This window comes from Pseudomonas marvdashtae, assembly GCF_014268655.2.
GTDB classification, from domain to species: Bacteria; Pseudomonadota; Gammaproteobacteria; order Pseudomonadales; family Pseudomonadaceae; genus Aquipseudomonas; species Aquipseudomonas marvdashtae.
Genome location: NZ_JABWQX020000001.1, coordinates 1,879,128 through 1,897,859, shown reverse-complemented (window position 1 = coordinate 1,897,859; position 18,732 = coordinate 1,879,128). Strand labels below are relative to the sequence as shown.

The 18,732-nt window shown below is 58.4% G+C and carries 20 protein-coding genes and 1 tRNA gene; 3 read left to right on the top strand and 18 right to left on the bottom strand.

The window, feature by feature from the left end; all coding sequences use genetic code 11:
- Window positions 1-11: 11 nt before the first annotated feature.
- The 10 genes from zorA1 to thrS form a co-directional block, all read right to left on the bottom strand.
- Window positions 12-2,204 (bottom strand): type I Zorya anti-phage system protein ZorA1, encoded by a 2,193-nt coding sequence (gene zorA1 / locus HU742_RS08760; RefSeq protein ID WP_186642237.1) that lies wholly within the window; start codon window positions 2,202-2,204, stop codon window positions 12-14.
- A 671-nt stretch (window positions 2,205-2,875) separates the two neighbouring features.
- Window positions 2,876-2,952, bottom strand: a tRNA-Pro gene (locus tag HU742_RS08755).
- A 90-nt stretch (window positions 2,953-3,042) separates the two neighbouring features.
- Window positions 3,043-3,399, bottom strand: a complete 357-nt coding sequence (locus HU742_RS08750) for a MerR family transcriptional regulator (protein WP_003179985.1) — start codon at window positions 3,397-3,399, stop codon at window positions 3,043-3,045.
- Window positions 3,380-3,682: an integration host factor subunit alpha gene (gene ihfA, locus HU742_RS08745; RefSeq protein WP_002553164.1), complete on the bottom strand. Its 303-nt coding sequence runs from the start codon at window positions 3,680-3,682 to the stop codon at window positions 3,380-3,382. Before ihfA ends, HU742_RS08750 begins: the two co-directional genes overlap by 20 nt.
- Window positions 3,683-3,685: 3 nt before the next feature.
- Complete coding sequence (pheT, locus tag HU742_RS08740) at window positions 3,686-6,064, bottom strand: phenylalanine--tRNA ligase subunit beta (RefSeq protein WP_186637793.1); 2,379 nt, start codon at window positions 6,062-6,064, stop codon at window positions 3,686-3,688.
- A 35-nt stretch (window positions 6,065-6,099) separates the two neighbouring features.
- Complete coding sequence (gene pheS / locus HU742_RS08735; protein ID WP_030142134.1) at window positions 6,100-7,116, bottom strand: phenylalanine--tRNA ligase subunit alpha; 1,017 nt, start codon at window positions 7,114-7,116, stop codon at window positions 6,100-6,102.
- Between the two features lie 109 nt (window positions 7,117-7,225).
- The gene (rplT, locus tag HU742_RS08730) at window positions 7,226-7,582 is read right to left on the bottom strand and encodes a 50S ribosomal protein L20 (RefSeq protein WP_002553161.1); all 357 of its coding nucleotides are present in this window, start codon (window positions 7,580-7,582) and stop codon (window positions 7,226-7,228) included.
- A gap of 29 nt (window positions 7,583-7,611) precedes the next feature.
- Entirely contained in the window at window positions 7,612-7,806 is a 195-nt protein-coding gene (gene rpmI, locus HU742_RS08725; protein WP_003442181.1) for a 50S ribosomal protein L35, read from the bottom strand.
- Window positions 7,807-7,866: 60 nt separating this feature from the next.
- Window positions 7,867-8,418, bottom strand: coding sequence for a translation initiation factor IF-3 (gene infC, locus HU742_RS08720; protein ID WP_186637946.1), 552 nt, complete (start codon window positions 8,416-8,418; stop codon window positions 7,867-7,869).
- Window positions 8,418-10,340 (bottom strand): threonine--tRNA ligase, encoded by a 1,923-nt coding sequence (thrS, locus tag HU742_RS08715; RefSeq protein ID WP_186637795.1) that lies wholly within the window; start codon window positions 10,338-10,340, stop codon window positions 8,418-8,420. The genes infC and thrS overlap by 1 nt, the downstream gene beginning before the upstream one ends.
- A gap of 374 nt (window positions 10,341-10,714) precedes the next feature.
- Here thrS and HU742_RS08710 point away from each other — a divergent pair, with 374 nt between their 5' ends.
- Both HU742_RS08710 and HU742_RS08705 read left to right on the top strand, forming a co-directional pair.
- Window positions 10,715-11,017 carry a hypothetical protein gene (locus HU742_RS08710; protein ID WP_186637798.1) on the top strand — a complete coding sequence of 101 codons (303 nt, stop codon included), beginning with the start codon at window positions 10,715-10,717 and terminating at the stop codon, window positions 11,015-11,017.
- A gap of 289 nt (window positions 11,018-11,306) precedes the next feature.
- Window positions 11,307-11,519: a cold-shock protein gene (locus HU742_RS08705; protein ID WP_047229330.1), complete on the top strand. Its 213-nt coding sequence runs from the start codon at window positions 11,307-11,309 to the stop codon at window positions 11,517-11,519.
- Window positions 11,520-11,584: 65 nt separating this feature from the next.
- Here the strand turns inward: HU742_RS08705 and HU742_RS08700 are convergent, their stop codons facing one another.
- On the bottom strand, window positions 11,585-11,899 hold the full coding sequence (locus tag HU742_RS08700) for an I78 family peptidase inhibitor (protein ID WP_186642236.1): 315 nt from the start codon (window positions 11,897-11,899) through the stop codon (window positions 11,585-11,587).
- A 162-nt stretch (window positions 11,900-12,061) separates the two neighbouring features.
- A complete protein-coding gene (locus tag HU742_RS08695) occupies window positions 12,062-12,367 on the bottom strand; it encodes a hypothetical protein (protein ID WP_186642235.1) in 306 nt (101 codons plus the stop codon).
- Between the two features lie 131 nt (window positions 12,368-12,498).
- On the opposite strand from HU742_RS08695, the gene HU742_RS08690 reads away from it, so the two are divergent.
- Complete coding sequence (locus HU742_RS08690) at window positions 12,499-12,696, top strand: hypothetical protein (RefSeq protein WP_186637806.1); 198 nt, start codon at window positions 12,499-12,501, stop codon at window positions 12,694-12,696.
- A gap of 41 nt (window positions 12,697-12,737) precedes the next feature.
- Here HU742_RS08690 and HU742_RS08685 read toward each other — a convergent pair whose 3' ends face one another.
- From HU742_RS08685 to HU742_RS08660, 6 genes are read right to left on the bottom strand one after another with little or no spacing between them, the layout of a single operon-like run.
- Window positions 12,738-13,766, bottom strand: a complete 1,029-nt coding sequence (locus HU742_RS08685; RefSeq protein ID WP_186642234.1) for a nucleoside hydrolase — start codon at window positions 13,764-13,766, stop codon at window positions 12,738-12,740.
- Window positions 13,767-13,796: 30 nt separating this feature from the next.
- The gene (rbsD, locus tag HU742_RS08680; RefSeq protein WP_186637811.1) at window positions 13,797-14,201 is read right to left on the bottom strand and encodes a D-ribose pyranase; all 405 of its coding nucleotides are present in this window, start codon (window positions 14,199-14,201) and stop codon (window positions 13,797-13,799) included.
- On the bottom strand, window positions 14,198-15,112 hold the full coding sequence (rbsK, locus tag HU742_RS08675) for a ribokinase (RefSeq protein ID WP_186642233.1): 915 nt from the start codon (window positions 15,110-15,112) through the stop codon (window positions 14,198-14,200). The genes rbsD and rbsK overlap by 4 nt, the downstream gene beginning before the upstream one ends.
- Window positions 15,113-15,137: 25 nt before the next feature.
- Complete coding sequence (locus HU742_RS08670; RefSeq protein ID WP_186642232.1) at window positions 15,138-16,157, bottom strand: LacI family DNA-binding transcriptional regulator; 1,020 nt, start codon at window positions 16,155-16,157, stop codon at window positions 15,138-15,140.
- Window positions 16,158-16,160: 3 nt separating this feature from the next.
- On the bottom strand, window positions 16,161-17,138 hold the full coding sequence (locus tag HU742_RS08665; protein WP_186637818.1) for an ABC transporter permease: 978 nt from the start codon (window positions 17,136-17,138) through the stop codon (window positions 16,161-16,163).
- The gene (locus HU742_RS08660; RefSeq protein ID WP_186637821.1) at window positions 17,135-18,688 is read right to left on the bottom strand and encodes a sugar ABC transporter ATP-binding protein; all 1,554 of its coding nucleotides are present in this window, start codon (window positions 18,686-18,688) and stop codon (window positions 17,135-17,137) included. The genes HU742_RS08665 and HU742_RS08660 overlap by 4 nt, the downstream gene beginning before the upstream one ends.
- Window positions 18,689-18,732 lie beyond the last annotated feature (44 nt).

The following is an 18,732-nucleotide window of genomic DNA, read 5'->3' as shown; positions in this document are numbered from 1 at the left end:
GTCAGCCTCCGTTACTGCCTAATTCGTTCCATGATGTCGCCGAAGTCTTCAATGCTTTCCTTCACACCGTCGACGCCGCCAGCCAGACTTTTAACAGCTTTATCCAGCTCCGTATCCAGACTACCCAACGTCTGCCGGAGTACCCTGTCCATACCGTCACCAAACTCTTTGAAACCATCACCCAAAACACCACTGATGTTTTCCAGGTACTCATGAACCTCGCGATTGAGCGACTGCATGCGTTCCGATTGTTGCTTCAGATCCTGGAGGTATTGAGCACGTCCGCTGGCCTCAACTTGCGCGCTAGCCACCACACCTTCGATGACGGTTAGTGTTTTGCTCAACGATTCACGGTTGTTGCGATAGTCCGCGACGACGCTGTTCAACTCTCGTGAGGCCTGAGCAAGCTCGGTACCAGCCCCTTGAACAGTGCCCAACAAACTAGCCGTCGATTCACTGGCCTTCGATACACTCAGTCCAGCATTTTCAAAGCGCTCAGCTGCGGCTCTCATTTTGTCTGCACCTAGTTGCATGCTTTGCAGATGCTGTTCGGTTTGCGCGCTTAATGCCTTGACGTTGTCTTGAGAGGCTTTATTTTGTTCAGCGACAGACTGCAGCAGCGTTTTGACCTGCTCATCCAACCCACCCACCAACTCGCGAGTGCCGTGATGAAGCTCAGCTTGTGCAACGCGAGTGGACTGATCCATTTGCTCGCGCCCACTTTCCAGTTTTTTGAAAACAGTAGATAACTGCTCGCCGAGCACCTCTACAGAGCCTGCAATCTTGGCCATGGTTTCTTGCTGACCTTGGCCCATGTTTTTTTGGATTGACTCGACAAACAACTGAAGACTCTCGGCCATCGCCAGCTGGCGCGCCTCGCTGTCGGCGAACATTTTTTCCAACTGCTGTGCCATACGAGCGCCAGCGTCTTCGCCCTCACTGCCGATGCGGGCGATGGACGACTGCAGATTTGTCAGCATCTCGTTCATACCAGCCTGCATGGCACTTTGGCCGGTCTGCATGTCGGTAAGCAGCTGTGCAATCATTGCTGAGCTGCTCTGATTCGAGTTTTCGCTAGCCGAGCGCATGTCTTGAATGAGGCTGGAGAATCCTTGCTGCATTGAATGCATGGCAGCGACGGACTGGCCCATCATTTCGTTCAGGCCGTTGAATTGCTGGCCGAAGGTGCCTTCCAGCTTGTTCATGAAAGCAACCAGAACATCCTGAAGCAGGTTCTGCACTTGGCCGGATTGATCGCCGCTCGCAGCCTGTACCGCCCCAGCAATCGCCTCCAATGGCGACTTCAAGCTGTTTTCAATGGCACTGCTGACCTGATCCGCTAACATCTGCCCGGAGTCACGATAGGTCGTAGATAACGTGTCTGCCAACTTGAGGCTTTCGCGGACCTGCGTATCGACCAGGTTTTGCAGCATTTCCCGAAGGTCCGTAACCAGGCTGTCTTTCAGCTGGCGAGTCTGGACCGAGTTTTCAGCACTGGACCTTACGAGCGCAGCAAGATATTCCTCGCCAACTCCACTGTCGAATAGGCTATCGATTGCCTCATTCAGCGATTCAAGGTGCTTGTAACAGCGCCCTAATCGCCACTTTTCCGAGACAGTAACGATGATCGACGCCATGATGGAAAGGAATGAACCGATGAAGGCAAAGAGTACATCCTTCAGGAGTTTGTCCACGCTTGAGTTGACCAGCTCCGGCGTGCTTGGATCAAAGTGCTGCAAACCTAGCATCAGGCCAAAGAAGGTTCCGACAATGCCAACACCCGTCAGAATGCCCGGAAGGTGCTTGAAGAACTCAGTAGCCAACGGTGTATCGACAACACTCTGACCTGTAAAAAAATTTGCCGCGACAGTGGTCGCACGGGAGCGCACCAGACGCTCCTCGCCTTCGTGATATTCGAACTGATTGTGAAGAGTCTCTGAATACTCTTTCCAAAGATGCTTCAGTTTTGTCGCACCGAATACTTTCTCCAGCTCTGCTTGGAGCTGATCAGGCGACTTTCCCTTGATAGCAGTAATGCTACGCCTAAGCGACTTGAGCCTTCGGCTCAACACGAACGATGGGATGAAATATCTTCCGGTATACCATAGGCACAAAGCCGCCACGGCCACCATGACTACACGCGGAGCCATTAGCTGAGCAGTGCTGGCGTCATCCCACAATTTTAATAATGTCGAAAAGTCCACATTTCAGCCTTTAAGTTAGCTTTTATGCGCTATCAAGCGCTTACGCAGGAAGAAACGCGGGACATCCCGGCAAGCTTGTTCCAACGATGTTTTTAGGAACGTCTGGATGCCTGATCCTTAAGCAGGATGCTAAGGATATGCAGCGAAGAGATGGGCGCTCAGAGAAGAAACGTCATCCTTGCAAGGCAAATATCTATCCATGTCCTTTTGCCAGCACGATACGCTTCATCCCTCCGTACGGTAAAGCCATATGCGAACGTCAGCCGACCAAGCGTGTCGCCTAGATAAGCACATGAAAACGAAAATCCGACTCTGAGGATACTCATGCCCGAGGCGCGAATCACGCGATCGCCCGAAGTCGAGCTCACACCCATTCAACATCTCTCGAACACTTCTGTCTGCGCACTCAGCCCTATCAGTCCAAGCGAGAATCTTGTTCGCGATTTTCGGAGCAACGATTAACTGATCAAGAACGGACAGCTCTGCGTAAACGTGCGTTCGGCCTGAAGGTCTGACTGGACGCATTGACGTGCTGCTTGTGCCTTCCGGGACAAACTCTGGCCTTTGTATCAGCCGAGGATTCCACCGAGAGCCAGTCATTTTGTAGGGGTAAAAATGACCAAAAACAAAAAGGGGTCGCGAGATAAAATCTCGCAACCCCTTGAATTATATGGTCGGGACGGAGTGATTCGAACACTCGACCCCTAGCACCCCATGCTAGTGCGCTACCGGACTGCGCTACGCCCCGACTAGGCGTGTATCTTGTTCCGCTTCTCAACGGAACGCTCAGGAATATATCGCAAGCTTTTGAAAACTGGAAGTATTTAAAAGCAGAAATTTATTTCTTGAGCACCACCAGCACATCTTCGAGCTCGGCGATCATCTGGCGGATCATTTGTTTGTACTGGGTTGTATCGTCTTTGGCCTCATCACCGGAGAGGCGCAGGCGTGCGCCGCCGATGGTGAACCCCTGGTCATATAGCAGCGCGCGGATCTGCCGGATCATCAGAACGTCTTGTCGCTGATAATACCGGCGGTTTCCGCGGCGCTTGACCGGGTTGAGTTGAGGAAACTCCTGCTCCCAATAGCGCAGCACGTGCGGTTTTACCGCACACAGCTCGCTGACTTCACCGATGGTGAAGTAGCGTTTGCCCGGGATGACGGGTAGTTCGTCGTTATGACTTGGTTCCAGCATAAGCCTCAACTCGGGCTTTCAACTTCTGCCCTGGACGAAAGGTGACCACACGGCGAGCCGTGATCGGGATTTCTTCTCCCGTTTTCGGATTGCGGCCAGGCCGCTGACGTTTGTCCCGAAGGTCGAAATTGCCGAAACCGGACAATTTGACCTGTTCGTTGTCTTCGAGAGCGTGCCTGATTTCTTCGAAAAACAGTTCGACCAATTCTTTGGCCTCCCGTTTATTCAGGCCCAACTCCTCATACAGACGTTCCGCCATCTCAGCTTTCGTCAGAGCCCCCATACGTCACTTCCTTAACGTGGCGTTCAACCTGTGTTCGAGCGAGGTGAGGATATTCTGCGTTGCGGTATTCACCTCATCGTCATTAAGAGTGCGCGATGGATGCTGCCAGGTCAAGCCGACTGCAAGGCTTTTTCTATGCGGATCAATACCTTTACCCTGATACACGTCAAATAGCCTGAGGTCCGTCAGCCATTCGCCTGCATTTTCACGAATTACCGCCAATACAGCGCTGGACGCGACACCCACATCAGCCACCAGGGCCAGGTCACGGCGCACTTCAGGAAAGCGCGATAACTCTTGGAATTTCGGCATTTTTCCTTGAGCGACTTCAGCCAGGACCAGCTCGAAAACAAAGACCGGACGATCCAGGCCCAAGGTTTTCGACAGTTCAGGATGAATGGCACCCACGTAGCCAACTTCACGCCCGTCCCGCTCGATGCGCGCGGTTTGCCCAGGGTGCAGCGCCGGATGCTTGCCCGGAACGAAAGTGAACGCGTCGAGTGCGCCGGCGAAGCCCAGCACTGCTTCCACGTCGGCCTTGATGTCGAAGAAGTCCACGACGTCGCGACCTTGCGCCCAGCCTTCCGGCAGGCGACTGCCACAGACCACACCGGCGAGCATCGATTCTTGCTTCAAGCCGTCCAGCTGACCCACGAAGCGCAGGCCGCTTTCGAACAGGCGTACGCGATCCTGCTGACGATTCAGGTTGTGCTGCAGCGACTTGACCAGGCCTGGCCAAAGGGATGAGCGCATAGCCGCCATGTCGTTGGAAATCGGGTTCGCCAACAACAACGGCGCGACACCCGGATTGAACAGCTCGAACTGGCGTGGATCGATGAAGCTGTAGGTGATCGCTTCCTGATACCCACGAGCTACCAGCAGGCGACGCAGTTCCGGCAGGTCGCTACGGGCTTCAGCCTTGGCTTGCGGGGCCAAGCGGGCTTGCGGATAGCGAACCGGCAGGCGGTTGTAGCCGTACAGGCGAGCCAGCTCCTCGATCAGGTCGACTTCCAGGCTGATATCGAAACGATGACTTGGCACTTCGACGCGCCACTGCCCTTCCCCGTCCGCGCGGATGGTCAGGCCCAGGGCGCTGAGCAGGCGCTCGACTTCAGTCGGGTCCATTGCCATGCCCAGCATCTGGGTGATGCGCTGGGCACGCAGGGTGACCGGTGCAATCTTGGGCAGGTGCTGTTCGCTGACGGTCTCGATGATCGGGCCGGCTTCGCCACCGGTGATTTCCAGCAGCAGGCCAGTGGCACGCTCCATGGCTTCACGGGCGAGCTGCCAGTCCACGCCACGCTCGTAACGGTGCGAGGCATCGGTGTGCAGGCCGTACGAGCGAGCCTTGCCAGCAACGGCGATCTGGTCGAAGAACGCGCTTTCAAGGAACACGTCGCGGGTGGTCGTGGAGACGCCACTGTGCTCGCCACCCATCACGCCGGCAATCGCCAGGGCGCGGGTATGGTCGGCAATCACCAGCGTATCGCTGCGCAGGGTCACTTCCTGACCGTCGAGCAGCACCAGCTTCTCGCCTTCGTCGGCCATGCGCACGCGAATGCCGCCGTTGATTTCGGCAAGATCGAAGGCGTGCAGCGGTTGGCCCAACTCAAGCATCACGTAGTTGGTGATGTCGACAGCCGCGTCGATGCTGCGCACGTCGGAGCGACGCAGGCGCTCGACCATCCACAGCGGCGTCGGCTTGGACAGGTCGACGTTACGGATCACTCGACCCAGGTAGCGCGGGCACGCCGCTGGCGCCAGGACTTCGACCGGACGCACTTCGTCATGCACGGCGGGGACCGGCGCGACCACGGGACGCGTGACCGACGCGGCATACAAGGCGCCGACTTCACGGGCCAGGCCGGCCACCGACAGGCAGTCGCCACGGTTCGGTGTCAGGTCGACCTCGATGCTCGCATCGTCCAGGCCCAGGTATTGGCGGATGTCCTGGCCAACCGGCGCATCGGCCGGAAGCTCCATCAAGCCATCATTGCCTTCGCCAACCTGCAGTTCAGCCTGGGAGCACAACATGCCGTTGGACTCGACGCCGCGCAGCTTGGCTTTCTTGATCTTGAAGTCGCCCGGCAGTTCGGCACCGATCATCGCGAACGGAATTTTCAAGCCGGGGCGCACGTTTGGCGCACCACAAACCACCTGGAACGTTTGCGCGCCGTTGCTGACCTGGCAAACCCGCAGCTTGTCAGCGTCAGGGTGCTGTTCGGTGCTCAGCACCTCGCCCACGACCACACCGCTGAATGCACCGGCGGCCGACGTGACGCTATCGACCTCAAGACCGGCCATCGACAGGCGAGCAACCAGCTCGTCCTGGCTTACCTGCGGGCTTACCCAGCCGCGCAGCCACTGTTCACTGAATTTCATCCTGCTCTCCTAATAGATTCGTTACGGGTTGCGACCTAGCGAAATTGCGCAAGGAACCGCAAGTCGTTGTCGAAGAACAGGCGCAAGTCATTCACACCGTAACGGAGCATGGCCAGGCGTTCGACGCCCATGCCGAAGGCAAAGCCCGAGAATTCTTCCGGATCGATCCCGGACATGCGCAGCACGTTCGGATGAACCATGCCGCAGCCCATGACTTCCAGCCAGCCAGTCTGCTTGCAGACACGGCAGCCTTTGCCGCTGCACATCACGCACTCCATATCGACTTCGGCCGATGGCTCGGTGAACGGGAAGTATGAAGGGCGGAAACGCACGGCCAACTCTTTCTCGAAGAACACCCGCAGGAACTCCTCGATGGTGCCTTTCAGGTCGGCGAAATTGATGTCGCGATCAACCAGCAGGCCTTCGACCTGGTGGAACATCGGCGAGTGGGTGATATCGGAGTCGCTGCGGTACACACGGCCTGGGCAGACGATGCGGATCGGCGGCTGCTGCGATTCCATGGTGCGGACCTGTACCGGCGAGGTATGGGTGCGCAACAGCATGTTCGCGTTGAAATAGAAGGTGTCGTGCATCGACCGGGCCGGGTGGTGGCCAGGGATGTTGAGCGCCTCGAAGTTATGATAATCGTCTTCGACCTCGGGGCCTTCGGCGATGCCGTAGCCAATGTGGGTGAAGAATTGCTCGATGCGTTCCAGGGTCCGGGTAACCGGATGCAGCCCACCGGAAGTCTGGCCACGGCCAGGCAGGGTCACGTCAATGGATTCGGCGGCGAGCTTGGCGGCCAGACCGGCCTCCTCGAACAGCGCCTTGCGTGCATTGAGAACCTCTGTGACACGTTCCTTGGCGACGTTGATCAGCGCACCGACCTGCGGACGCTCTTCGGCCGGCAGGTTCCCCAGGGTCTTCATCACCTGAGTCAACTCGCCTTTCTTGCCAAGGTAGTGAACCCGGATTTGCTCCAGGGCATTGATATCTTCAGCGCTTTGCACAGCCTCTAGTGCTTGAGCGACCAGCGCGTCCAGGTTTTCCATGTACAGACTCCAGATACAAAATAGGGGAAGAGCTTTAAGGCTCTTCCCCTATTTATGACGTTTGGCACCTGGGCCCACAGAGGTGGACCCCGGTGACTGCCGGGGGTACTTAAGCCAAGGTGGCTTTAGCTTTCTCGACAATCGCAGCAAACGCCGCTTTTTCGTTCACTGCCAGATCAGCCAGAACCTTACGGTCGATCTCGATGGACGCTTTTTTCAGGCCAGCGATGAAACGGCTGTAGGACAGACCGTTAACACGAGCACCAGCGTTGATACGAGCGATCCACAGAGCGCGGAACTGACGTTTTTTCTGACGACGGTCACGGTAGGCGTATTGGCCTGCCTTGATTACCGCTTGCTTGGCAACACGGAATACGCGGGAACGCGCGCCGTAGTAGCCTTTAGCAAGTTTCAGAATTTTTTTGTGACGCTTACGGGCAATGACGCCACGCTTTACACGAGCCATGAGTTACTTCCTCTATTCTTAACCAAAAATTAGCAAAGGCGCAGCATACGCTTGACTTTTGCAACGTCGGACGGGTGCAGCAAGCTGCTACCGCGCAGCTGACGCTTACGCTTGGTCGACATTTTGGTCAGGATGTGGCTCTTGAAAGCGTGTTTATGCTTGATACCGTTAGCAGTTTTCAGAAACCGCTTAGCAGCACCACTTTTCGTTTTCATCTTTGGCATGTTCGGATACTCCGCATTCAGTTGATAAACATAATCAGAAGGCCTGCCGTGCCCTGTTGATTACTTCTTCTTTTTCGGGGCGATGACCATGATCAGCTGGCGTCCTTCCATCTTAGGATGCTGTTCGACCGAACCGTACTCGAGCAGGTCTTGTTCAACCCGCTTGAGGAGTTCCATCCCCAGCTCCTGGTGGGCCATCTCACGGCCGCGGAATCGCAAGGATACCTTGGCCCTGTCCCCGTCACTCAGGAAACGTACCAGGTTGCGCAGTTTTACCTGGTAATCCCCTTCCTCCGTCCCTGGACGAAACTTGATTTCTTTTACCTGAATCTGCTTCTGGTTTTTCTTTGCAGCGGCAACCTGCTTCTTCTTTTCGAAGATCGATTTGCCGTAGTCCATCAGTTTGCAAACAGGGGGTACTGCATCGGCGGAAATTTCCACCAGATCCAGTTTGGCCTCTTCAGCCTTAAGAAGCGCGTCTTCAATTGACACAATCCCAAGCTGTTCACCTTCAGCACCAATTAACCGAACCTCGCGTGCCGAGATATTCTCGTTGATCGGGGCTTTCGGTGCAGCTCGTTTATCTTGTCTCATTTCACGCTTAATAATAATTACTCCAAATCTGGGCGACCACGCCGGGAAACCGCTTGCGCGAGGAACTCAGCGAATTCGGCGACGGGCATCGAGCCCAGGTCAGCACCTTCACGAGTACGCACAGCGACAGTCTGCATCTCGACCTCCCGATCTCCGATAACCAAGAGAAAGGGAACCTTGAGCAAAGTATGCTCGCGGATTTTAAAGCCGATCTTTTCATTTCTCAAGTCGGACTTGGCACGAAATCCGCTTTGGTTGAGAGTTTTTTCGACTTCAGCGGCAAAATCTGCCTGTTTATCAGTGATATTCATGATCACTGCCTGGGTCGGCGCCAGCCACGCGGGGAACGCGCCCTCGTAGTGTTCGATCAGGATCCCGACGAAACGCTCGAAGGAACCGAGAATCGCGCGGTGAAGCATGACCGGGTGCTTGCGGCTGTTGTCTTCGGACACGTATTCGGCGCCCAGACGGATCGGCAGGTTAAAATCGAGCTGCAGGGTACCACACTGCCAGACGCGACCAAGGCAATCTTTCAGCGAGAATTCGATCTTTGGACCGTAGAAAGCCCCCTCGCCCGGTTGCAGATCGTACGCAAGGCCCGCGCTGTCGAGGGCGGCGGCCAGGGCCGCTTCGGCGCGATCCCACAGCTCGTCGGAGCCAACGCGCTTTTCCGGACGAGTGGACAGCTTCATCTCTACTTCGGTGAAGCCGAAGTCTCGATAGACGTCCATGGTCAGCTTGATGAAGGCGGCGGATTCGGCCTGCATCTGCTCTTCGGTGCAGAAAATGTGCGCGTCATCCTGGGTAAATGCGCGTACACGCATGATGCCGTGCAGTGCACCCGACGGCTCGTTGCGATGGCAGGCACCGAACTCGGCCAGGCGCATCGGCAGCTCGCGGTAGCTTTTCAAGCCCTGGTTGAACACCTGCACGTGGCAAGGGCAGTTCATCGGCTTGATGGCGTAGTCGCGGTTTTCCGACTGGGTGGTGAACATGTTGTCGGCGTAGTTGGCCCAGTGCCCGGATTTCTCCCACAGGCTGCGGTCGACCACCTGCGGCGTCTTGATCTCAAGGTAGCCGTTCTCACGCTGGACCTGGCGCATGTACTGCTCGAGCACCTGGTACAGGGTCCAGCCGTTCGGGTGCCAGAACACCATGCCCGGGGACTCTTCCTGGGTGTGGAACAGGCCCAGGCGCTTGCCGATCTTGCGGTGATCGCGTTTTTCGGCCTCCTCGATTCGCTGGATGTAGGCCGCCAGTTGCTTCTTGTCGGCCCAGGCCGTGCCGTAGACGCGCTGCAACTGCTCGTTCTTCGCATCGCCACGCCAGTAGGCGCCGGACAGCTTGGTCAGCTTGAAGGATTTCAGGAAACGCGTGTTCGGCACGTGCGGGCCGCGGCACATGTCGACGTATTCTTCGTGGTAGTACAGACCCATGGCCTGCTCGTCCGGCATGTCTTCCACCAGACGCAACTTGTAGTCCTCGCCACGGGCCTTGAAGACCTCGATGACTTCGGCGCGCGGGGTGACTTTCTTGATGACGTCGTAATCTTTCTCGATCAGCTGTTGCATGCGCTGTTCGATGGCGGCCATGTCGTCCGGGGTAAAAGGACGCTCGAAGGCGATGTCATAATAGAAGCCTTCATCGATGACCGGCCCGATGACCATCTTCGCGCTCGGGTACAGCTGCTTGACCGCATGACCGACCAGGTGCGCGCAAGAGTGGCGAATGATCTCCAGCCCCTCTGCATCCTTGGGTGTAATGATTTGCAGCGTGGCATCGCTGTCAATGACGTCGCTGGCATCGACCAGTTTGCCGTTGACCTTGCCGGCCAGGGTGGCCTTGGCCAGGCCCGCGCCGATGGATGCGGCGACTTCGGCTACGGAAACCGGATGATCGAACGAACGTTGACTGCCGTCGGGAAGAGTAATAGTTGGCATGGCGCCTCCTCTCCTAGTGGTGACCCCTACCAAAGGTCACGTGGGTTGGGATGAGCCAGTACAAGATCCAGTCCAGGCCATTCAATGACGAACGCCTGCCTTACAGCGGCAGGAGCCTTGCGGCCAACCGGGAAAACCGAACCAGAGTGACTGGGATTCAAATCAGGGTTAATCGAACATTTACCGCCACCGGGACCTGTCGTCCTGCGGAGCCTGAAAAATACCCGAGCCCGGCATGCTAGCACAGATGAACGGTCATCGCCGCGTCCGGATTGAAGCGGGCGTAAACTGGCTGTTTTTATGCCAGAGTGCTGAACCGAAACGCTTGCAACGCCTCAGATAACAAGACACCGACCCTAAAGGAGCATCTTCGCATGCGTCTGAACACACTACTGGCAGTCGTCGCCCCCTTCGCCCTGCTGCTTCCATTGACCGCCCATGCCGAGTGGCCCAAGGGCGAGCGCGAAAAATACATGGCCCAGTGCACTCAAGCGGCGACCCCGCAGATCGGCGCGGCCGCGGCCAAGGCCCACTGTGCTTGTGGCGCCGACGCGATCAAATCCTACCCGGCGAGCGATATCCAGGCGCTGATGGACAATAAGGCCAGCCCCGAATTGCAGCAGAAAGCGCTCGGCCAGATCGCCAAATGCAAGGCCAATCCCCCCGCGAAAAAATGAGAAGACAAGCGCTTGAATTTGGCTCGGCAGCGATAAAAAGGGCTGATTAGCTCCTTTTTTGAACGATTTCTACAGGTTTTACAGCTTTTTTTATCGTCTTTACGTTCGACTGAAAGCCTTTGAAACCGGGCCTTTCAGGCGGTTCAGGCGGTAAAGAAAACACGACTGATTGGCAAACAGCGCCTGCGGGGGGCTCCCAAATCGAACATTTCGACTATGATACCCCGGTGTGCCCAGTTGGCCTGAGCAGCACAGTACACTGAAAATATATGTTTCTTGGAGATACACCATGTCTAATCGCCAAACCGGCACCGTTAAATGGTTCAACGATGAAAAAGGCTTCGGCTTCATCACTCCTACAGGTGGCGGTGACGACCTGTTCGTACACTTCAAAGCTATCGAAAGCGACGGTTTCAAAAGCCTGAAAGAAGGCCAGACCGTTTCCTTCGTGGCTGAGAAAGGCCAAAAGGGTATGCAAGCTGCACAGGTTCGCCCAGAGTAATTTCTCGGTGGACTAAAAAAACCCCGTCCATGTGACGGGGTTTTTTATGGTCTATTGAAAACCGCTCAGCCGCAGCTCACTCGATTGACCACCAGGCCGGCATCGGTATTGAGGTTCAGGCGATCGGAACGGTACTCAAGCGTGACCATGTCGTTGGGCTTGAGGATACGCGCATACTGCGCGCCTGCACGGGACCTTGCCTGCTCCAGCAATTGGGGCGAAGCCTGCTTGCCGATTGCGAACTCGGCTGCCTTTGCTTCACAGCGGCTATCGCCGGTATCGGACGCCACAGGCTCAGGGGGCGACTCAGAGGTGCTGCTGCAACCGCTCAAGAGCGCAGCGGCCAGCAAAGTACTCAATGACGCAAGCTTCCAAGGCATGAAGCCTCCTATTAGGATGAATTAACCAGAGAGCGTGCGACAACCCAGGCGAAACTTGGTTTCAACACCAAGGCCATCATCGTGCCCTCACCCGCAAAACCGGCAGTTTGCCTGAGCTCCCTTTTCTGTTCATGGCTCAATCGTGACTGAATATGAATGCGCTCAGTAGATGTCGATGTAATCGAAGGCTGGGTTCGGCCAGTTTTCCTTGAGTGCGTTGTAGATCTGCGTGACCCAGACCTCATCGCTGGCCGCGACCCTTCCGACATATCCCGACCCCTTCGCCCAGGTTTCCAGCCGAAACAGCAACCCGTCGATGTCGGCGCCACCCACGACGCCCGACGAAAGATAGGCGATTCCACCCTTGGTCACACGTAGCTGGGTGTGCTCGTCGTCACTGGCAGAAGCCAACAATTGCCGAACCGCTTCAACTGTCAGTCCATCTGGATCGTTCAGGTCGATCTGCACGACTGGGCTCCCGCAAAAGTCAAAAAAACAAGTGTCGCACAGCGCCCTCTTGATGCCTAAGTCGCACTGCCCAACCCGACGCAAAAATGGTTAACTCAACCTACAGACCTTACAACCCTGCGAGCCCCGACATGAGCACCGTCAGCATCGAAGCCACCATCAATGCCAAATGGGCGCAGGGCCACAGCTCATACAGCCCGGGCAGCCCGGAAGAGTTGGCGATCATCGGCATCGAGCTGCTGGTGAAGGAATTGGGCACACAAGCGGCGCAGAACTTCATCCAGCAGGCCTTCGAACGCTACCCCAGCGTCATCGAAGCGATTGACTGAGGCCACCGCAGGCTTTGCCTGCGGGCTCGCTGCAAACTAGGCTACTTGAGACGCGCCAATCGCTCGGTCAACAAGTCGAAGAAACCCTGGGCATCGCCCTCCTTCACCCAGAAAGCATTCTTGGGTGCCTTCAAGCCGTCATACCAGTCGACCACGGTCTGCCCGAAAGTCGGACCTTCGCGGCTGTCCACCACCAGGTTGACCGAGCGGCCGGTAAACAATTGCGGCTTCAGCAGGTAGGCAATCACCGTCGCGTCATGCACCGGCCCGCCTGTCATGCCGTAGTGCTCCATGTCGCCCTTCACGTACTCGTTGAGGATGTCGCCGACCAACTTGCTGGCGTTGTTGTTCAGCGCGGCGATCTGCTTCAGGCGCGCCTCGCTGGTGAGTATTTTATGGGTCACGTCCAACGGCAGATAGGTCAGCTTCAGGCCACTCTTGGCGACCACTTCCGCCGCCTGGGGATCGGCGTACAGATTGAATTCGGCCACCGGGGTGATGTTGCCGCCATTGAAATGCGCACCGCCCATGATCACCACTTCCTTGATGCCCTGGGCGATGTCCGGCTCCTGGATCAACGCCAGGGCCAGGTTCGTTTGCGGACCGAGCATGGCGATGGTGATGCTGTGCGGCTTGGCGGCCTTGAGGGTATCGATCAGGTAATTGACGGCGTTGCCCTGGGCCAGTCCCTTCTTCGGCTCATGCACGGTCACGCCGGACAGGCCTTCCTTACCGTGGATGTTTTCCGCATAGATGGGCGTGCGCATCATCGGCTTGGGCGCGCCCGCATAGACCGGTACTTCCTCGCGCCCCGCCCATTCCCGGGCCAGGCGCGCGTTGCGGGAAGTCTTGTCCAGCCGCACGTTGCCCGCCACGGTGGTCAGGGCACGGATATGCAGCTCTTCGGGAGACGCCAGGGCAAACAACAACGCAACGACGTCGTCGGCACCAGGATCGGTGTCGATGATCAGATCGATTTTCTCCGCCGCCTGGGCGCTTGTAGCCGTGATCAATGACAAAAGCAGCAGACTCCGCAACAGTTGATGCATTTTCTGAGCATAGCGGTGCATGGCGCACTCCTTGTGCAGGGTGGATAAAACTTAGAACGTGACGCCGGCGATCAGCACCACGTTGCAGTACGGAGAACACTCTCCCGTGCGAATAATCGCCCGCGCCTGTCGGCTAAGGATCTTGAACTGCTCGTGGCGGACCAGTTCCCGTGCGCCCAACGCGCCTTCGGCATGCAGCGCCTCCAGCGTGGCCAGGGCCGACGGTTGTTTATCAAGGATCTCTTCAGCCAGTACGTGGCTTTCGACCTGCATCTCGCTGAGCACCACCTTCAAGGTACTGACGAAGTCTGGGACGCCATGGGTCAGCGCCAGGTCGATCAATTCGACCCCTGGCGGCACGGGAAGCCCGGCGTCACCGATGACTACCTTGTCGCCATGACCGAGGGAGGCGATCAGCCGCGACAAGGCGATGTTCAGCAACGGAGTCTTTTTCATGATTCGAACGCCTGTACTTCCTGCAGTGACGGTATGGAGGGTTGCGCGCCAGCGCGGGTAACCGACAACGCAGCGGCGACCTGGCCGAAACGAATGGCCTCGAGCTCATTCTTGCCACTGGCCAAGGCAGCCGCGAACCCACCGACAAACGTATCGCCGGCCGCCGTGGTATCGACCGCCTTGACCCGCGGTGCGGGGAAGTGTTCGAAGCTCGTGCCGTTGGCAAACATCAATCCTTGGGCACCCAGGGTCACGATCACCTTGCAGGCGCCAGCGGCGATCAACTGTGTCGCGGCGCCTTCGGCGGTTTCCAGGGAATCCACCGCTAATCCGCTCAGCACCGCTGCCTCGCTTTCGTTGGGAATCAGGTAATCGACGCAGGCGTACCAGTCGGCCGGCAATGTATGGGAAGCCGGCGCGGGGTTGAGGATGACGATCTTGCCCAACTCACGGGCGCGCTTGAGGGCGTGGCCCACCGTGGCATCCGGCACTTCAAGCTGGCAGATGATCACGTCGGCGTGCTGCAATACTTCATCGACACCGTCCAGGACTTCGGCGGTAAGCGCACCGTTGGCACCAGCGACGATAACAATCGCATTCTGGCTGTTGTCATCGACCACGATCAGCGCAACACCGCTGGAACCTTCCACCACGCGGACTGCCTGGCAATCAATACCCTCGGCCAACAGCGCGCCGCGCAATTGCTCGCCATAGGCATCGCCGCCCACGCAACCGACCATGGACACTTGCGCCCCCAGGCGCGCGGCGGCCACCGCCTGGTTGGCGCCCTTGCCACCCGGGATAGTGGAGAACGATTCTCCGATCAGCGTTTCACCACCACGAGGCAGACGCGGCGCCCGGGTCACCAGGTCCATGTTCAGGCTGCCTATCACCACTACTTTTGCTGGCATACATCATTACTCATCAATTCGATTTTCAGCGGTATTGGGCGAATGTACCGGACAACGGTGCAGTCGACTCTCGCAAGACAATGCTGGGTGTGACGATCCGCTGGTCCGTGGCGAGCGTCGGCGTCGCGATGCGTCGCAGCAGCACTTCCGCCGCCATCTCGCCGAGCTGCAGGATCGACTGCCCCACCGTTGTCAGCGCCGGGTAGACATAGCGGCTCATCTGGATGTCATCGAAGCCGATGATCGACAGTTCGCTGGGCACTCGCACATTACGCTCGGCGGCGGCACGCAGCGCACCGATGCCGATCATGTCGTTGGCCGCAAAGATCGCGCTGGGCGGCCGGTGCTCAAGCAACTGGGCCGCGGCACGGTAGCCACCGGTGCTGGTGAAATCGCTTTCAAGCATGCGCTCGACAGGCAACTCGATCCCCGCCTCTTTCAACGCACGGCAGTACCCCGCCAGGCGCATTTGCGCCACGCTGGTATCTGCCGGACCGCCGACGAAGGCAATGTCGCGATGCCCCAATTCCAGCAGGTGCCGGGTCGCCAGGTACGCGCCGTACTCATGATCGATGCGCACCAGGTCGGCGTCGACGCCATCGAGCCCACGGTCGACGATCACCATGGGCGTGCGCACGTTGGCCAGCCCCTCGGCGAGGCCGACATCACCTCCGGCCGAGGCCACGATCAATCCATCGATACGCTTTTCCAGCAGCACCCGCAGATAGCTGCGCTGCTTGTCCGGATTGTCATCGGAGTTGCACAGGATCACGCAATAGCCATTGCGCTCGCAGTAGTCCTCGATTCCTCGGGCCAGCTCGGCAAAGTACGGGTTGAGGCTATTGGGCACCAGCAAACCGATGGTTGCCGTGGTCTTGGCCTTGAGCGAGCGCGCCACGGCACTCGGCACGTAGTCCAACCGCTCGATCGCCGCCTCGACCTTGCGCCGCACCTCGTCACTGACCGGCCGCGTCTTGTTCACTACGTGCGAGACGGTCGTGTAGGAGATCCCCGCGAGTGCCGCCACATCCTTGATGGTTGCCATGGCTCAAGCCCGCCGACTGGCGCGCTGGCTGCGGTACGTATCGAGCACCACCGCCACCACGATCACTGCGCCGGTGATGATGCGCTTGGTCGGCTCGGTGGCACCGATCTGGGCCAGGCCAGCCGCCAGCACCGAGATGATCAACACACCAAAGAAGGTGCTGATGACCGAACCCCGGCCGCCCATCAGGCTGGTCCCGCCAATGACCACGGCGGCAATCACTTGCAACTCAAGCCCTGAGCCCGCGTTCGGATCCGCCGCTTCCAGGCGCGAAATCTGGAACAGCGCCGCGAGTCCGGCCAACAGCCCCATCAGGCTGAACACCAGGATCTTGTAGGGTTTCGGATTGATGCCAGCCAGGCGCACGGCTTCTTCATTGGTACCGATGCCGATCAGGTAGCGACCGAACACGGTGCGGGTCAGCACCGCCTGGGCAATGAAGATCACCAGCAAGGCAATGATGAACGACGGTGAAATACCAAAGGCGAACGGATTGGACAGCCAAGCAAAAGAGTCGCCGATATAGGCGGTGCGCGAGCCGGTCATCTGGTACGCCAGGCCACGGGCCATTTCCAGCACACCCAGCGAAACGATGAATGATGGAATGCGCCACGCCACGGTGATCGAACCGGTGACCGTACCCGCCAGCGCCGCAACGGCCATGCCGAGCAGGGCCGACGGCCAGACGCTCCAGCCCCAGCCGAGGATCGCCACGCTGACGGTCGATGCGGCCAGCGCCAACACCGAGCCCACCGACAAGTCGATGCCGCCAATGATCAGGATAAACGTCATGCCGACCGCCAGAACCATCAGGTCCGGGATCTGGTTGGCGAGGGTGCTGAAAGTGTCATAGGACAGGAAATGGCTGCTCAGGACCGAGAACAGCGCGATCATGGCCAGCAAGGCACCGGCCAGGCCCAGGTAAGTCCCCAGGCCAAAGAAGTTGCCATTGGATTTGCCGATGGCAGGTGCGGTTTTCATGAGAGTTCCCTAGGCGCTGCTTCGTTGAGCAACGCATCACGTTTTTGGTAGCCGGCGAACGCCGCGGCAAGCAAATCATCCTGGGTCCAGCTGTCACGTTCGAAGGTATCGATGAGGCGGCCGGCAGACAGTACGCCGATCCGGTCACAGATCAGCATCAGCTCGCGCAAGTCACTGGACACCACGACCAACGCCTTGCCCTGGCGAGTCAACTCACCCAGCAGCGCATAAATGTCGAATTTGGCACCGACGTCGATGCCGCGGGTCGGCTCGTCGAACAACAGCACCGAGCAATCGCGTTCGAGCCAGCGGCCGATCACGACTTTCTGCTGGTTGCCGCCCGACAGCTCGGAGACCAATTGAGTCGGACTGGAGCTGCGGATGCGCATGGCATCGATCTGCCGCTGCGCCAACGCCAGTTCCGCGCCGCCATTGACCAGGCCGGCGCTGGAGATCTCCGGCATGTTGCCGAGCGCGATATTCGCCGCGATGGATTGGGTCAGCAGCAGGCCTTCACCCTTGCGGTCCTCGGTGATCAGCGCAATGCCGTGGGCCACCGCATCGGCCGGTGAACGAATGCTGACGACCTTGGCCGGTGAACCCAGCGCCACGGTGCCGCTATCCGCCGCGTCAGCGCCGAAGATCAGCCGCAAAAGCTCGGTGCGCCCTGCCCCGATCAGCCCGGAAATGCCAAAGATTTCGCCGCTGCGAACCTCGAAGGACACATCACGAACCTTGTCGGAACGGGTCAAGCCCGCGACGGTCAGCGCCGGTGCGCCAATCTGGCGCGGGCCCAGGTCGATGTGCTCGCCCAGCTCCCGGCCGACCATCAACGTCACCAACTGCTCGCTGTTGTAGTTGGCCATCGGCTCGACGCAGACCAGGTTGCCGTCGCGCAATACCGCAATGCGCTGGGCCACCCGCGCCAGTTCTTCGAGGCGATGGGAAATATAGATGATCGATACGCCCCGGGCCTGCAGGCGCAAGATCTGCTCGAACAGCATCTCGACTTCACGGGCCGTCAGCATGGCGGTTGGTTCGTCGAGGATCAGCACGTGGCAGTCGCCGATCAGGTTGCGGGCGATCTCGACCATCTGCTGGTGACCGATTCCCAGCTCACCAACCAACGTATCGGGGTCGATTGCATCGAGCCCCACTTGCGCCATGGCCTCGACTGCCGCCGCGCGCAATTGCTTGCGGCTGATCCAGCCGCCGTGGCTGGGCAGATTGTCGAGGAACAGGTTTTCGGCCACGGAAAGGGTCGGCAGCAGGTTGAGTTCCTGCATCACCATGCGCACGCCCAGCGATTCGGCCTGGGCCCGACTGCCGGGACGGTAATCCTGCCCCTGGAATTGCATCTGCCCGGTGGTCGGCGTGACCAGCCCGCCGATGATCTTGGACAAGGTACTTTTACCAGCGCCATTTTCGCCGGTCAGCGCCAACACTTCGCCGCGCATCAAGCTCAGGCTGATATCGCTCAGTACCGGCTGCGCATAGGTCTTGCCGATACCGCTGACGCAAAGGACAGCGTTCGGATCGCGAACGGACATAACAAACTCTCCAATGCGCCCGCCCGGACGGGCGAGCGCCGTTG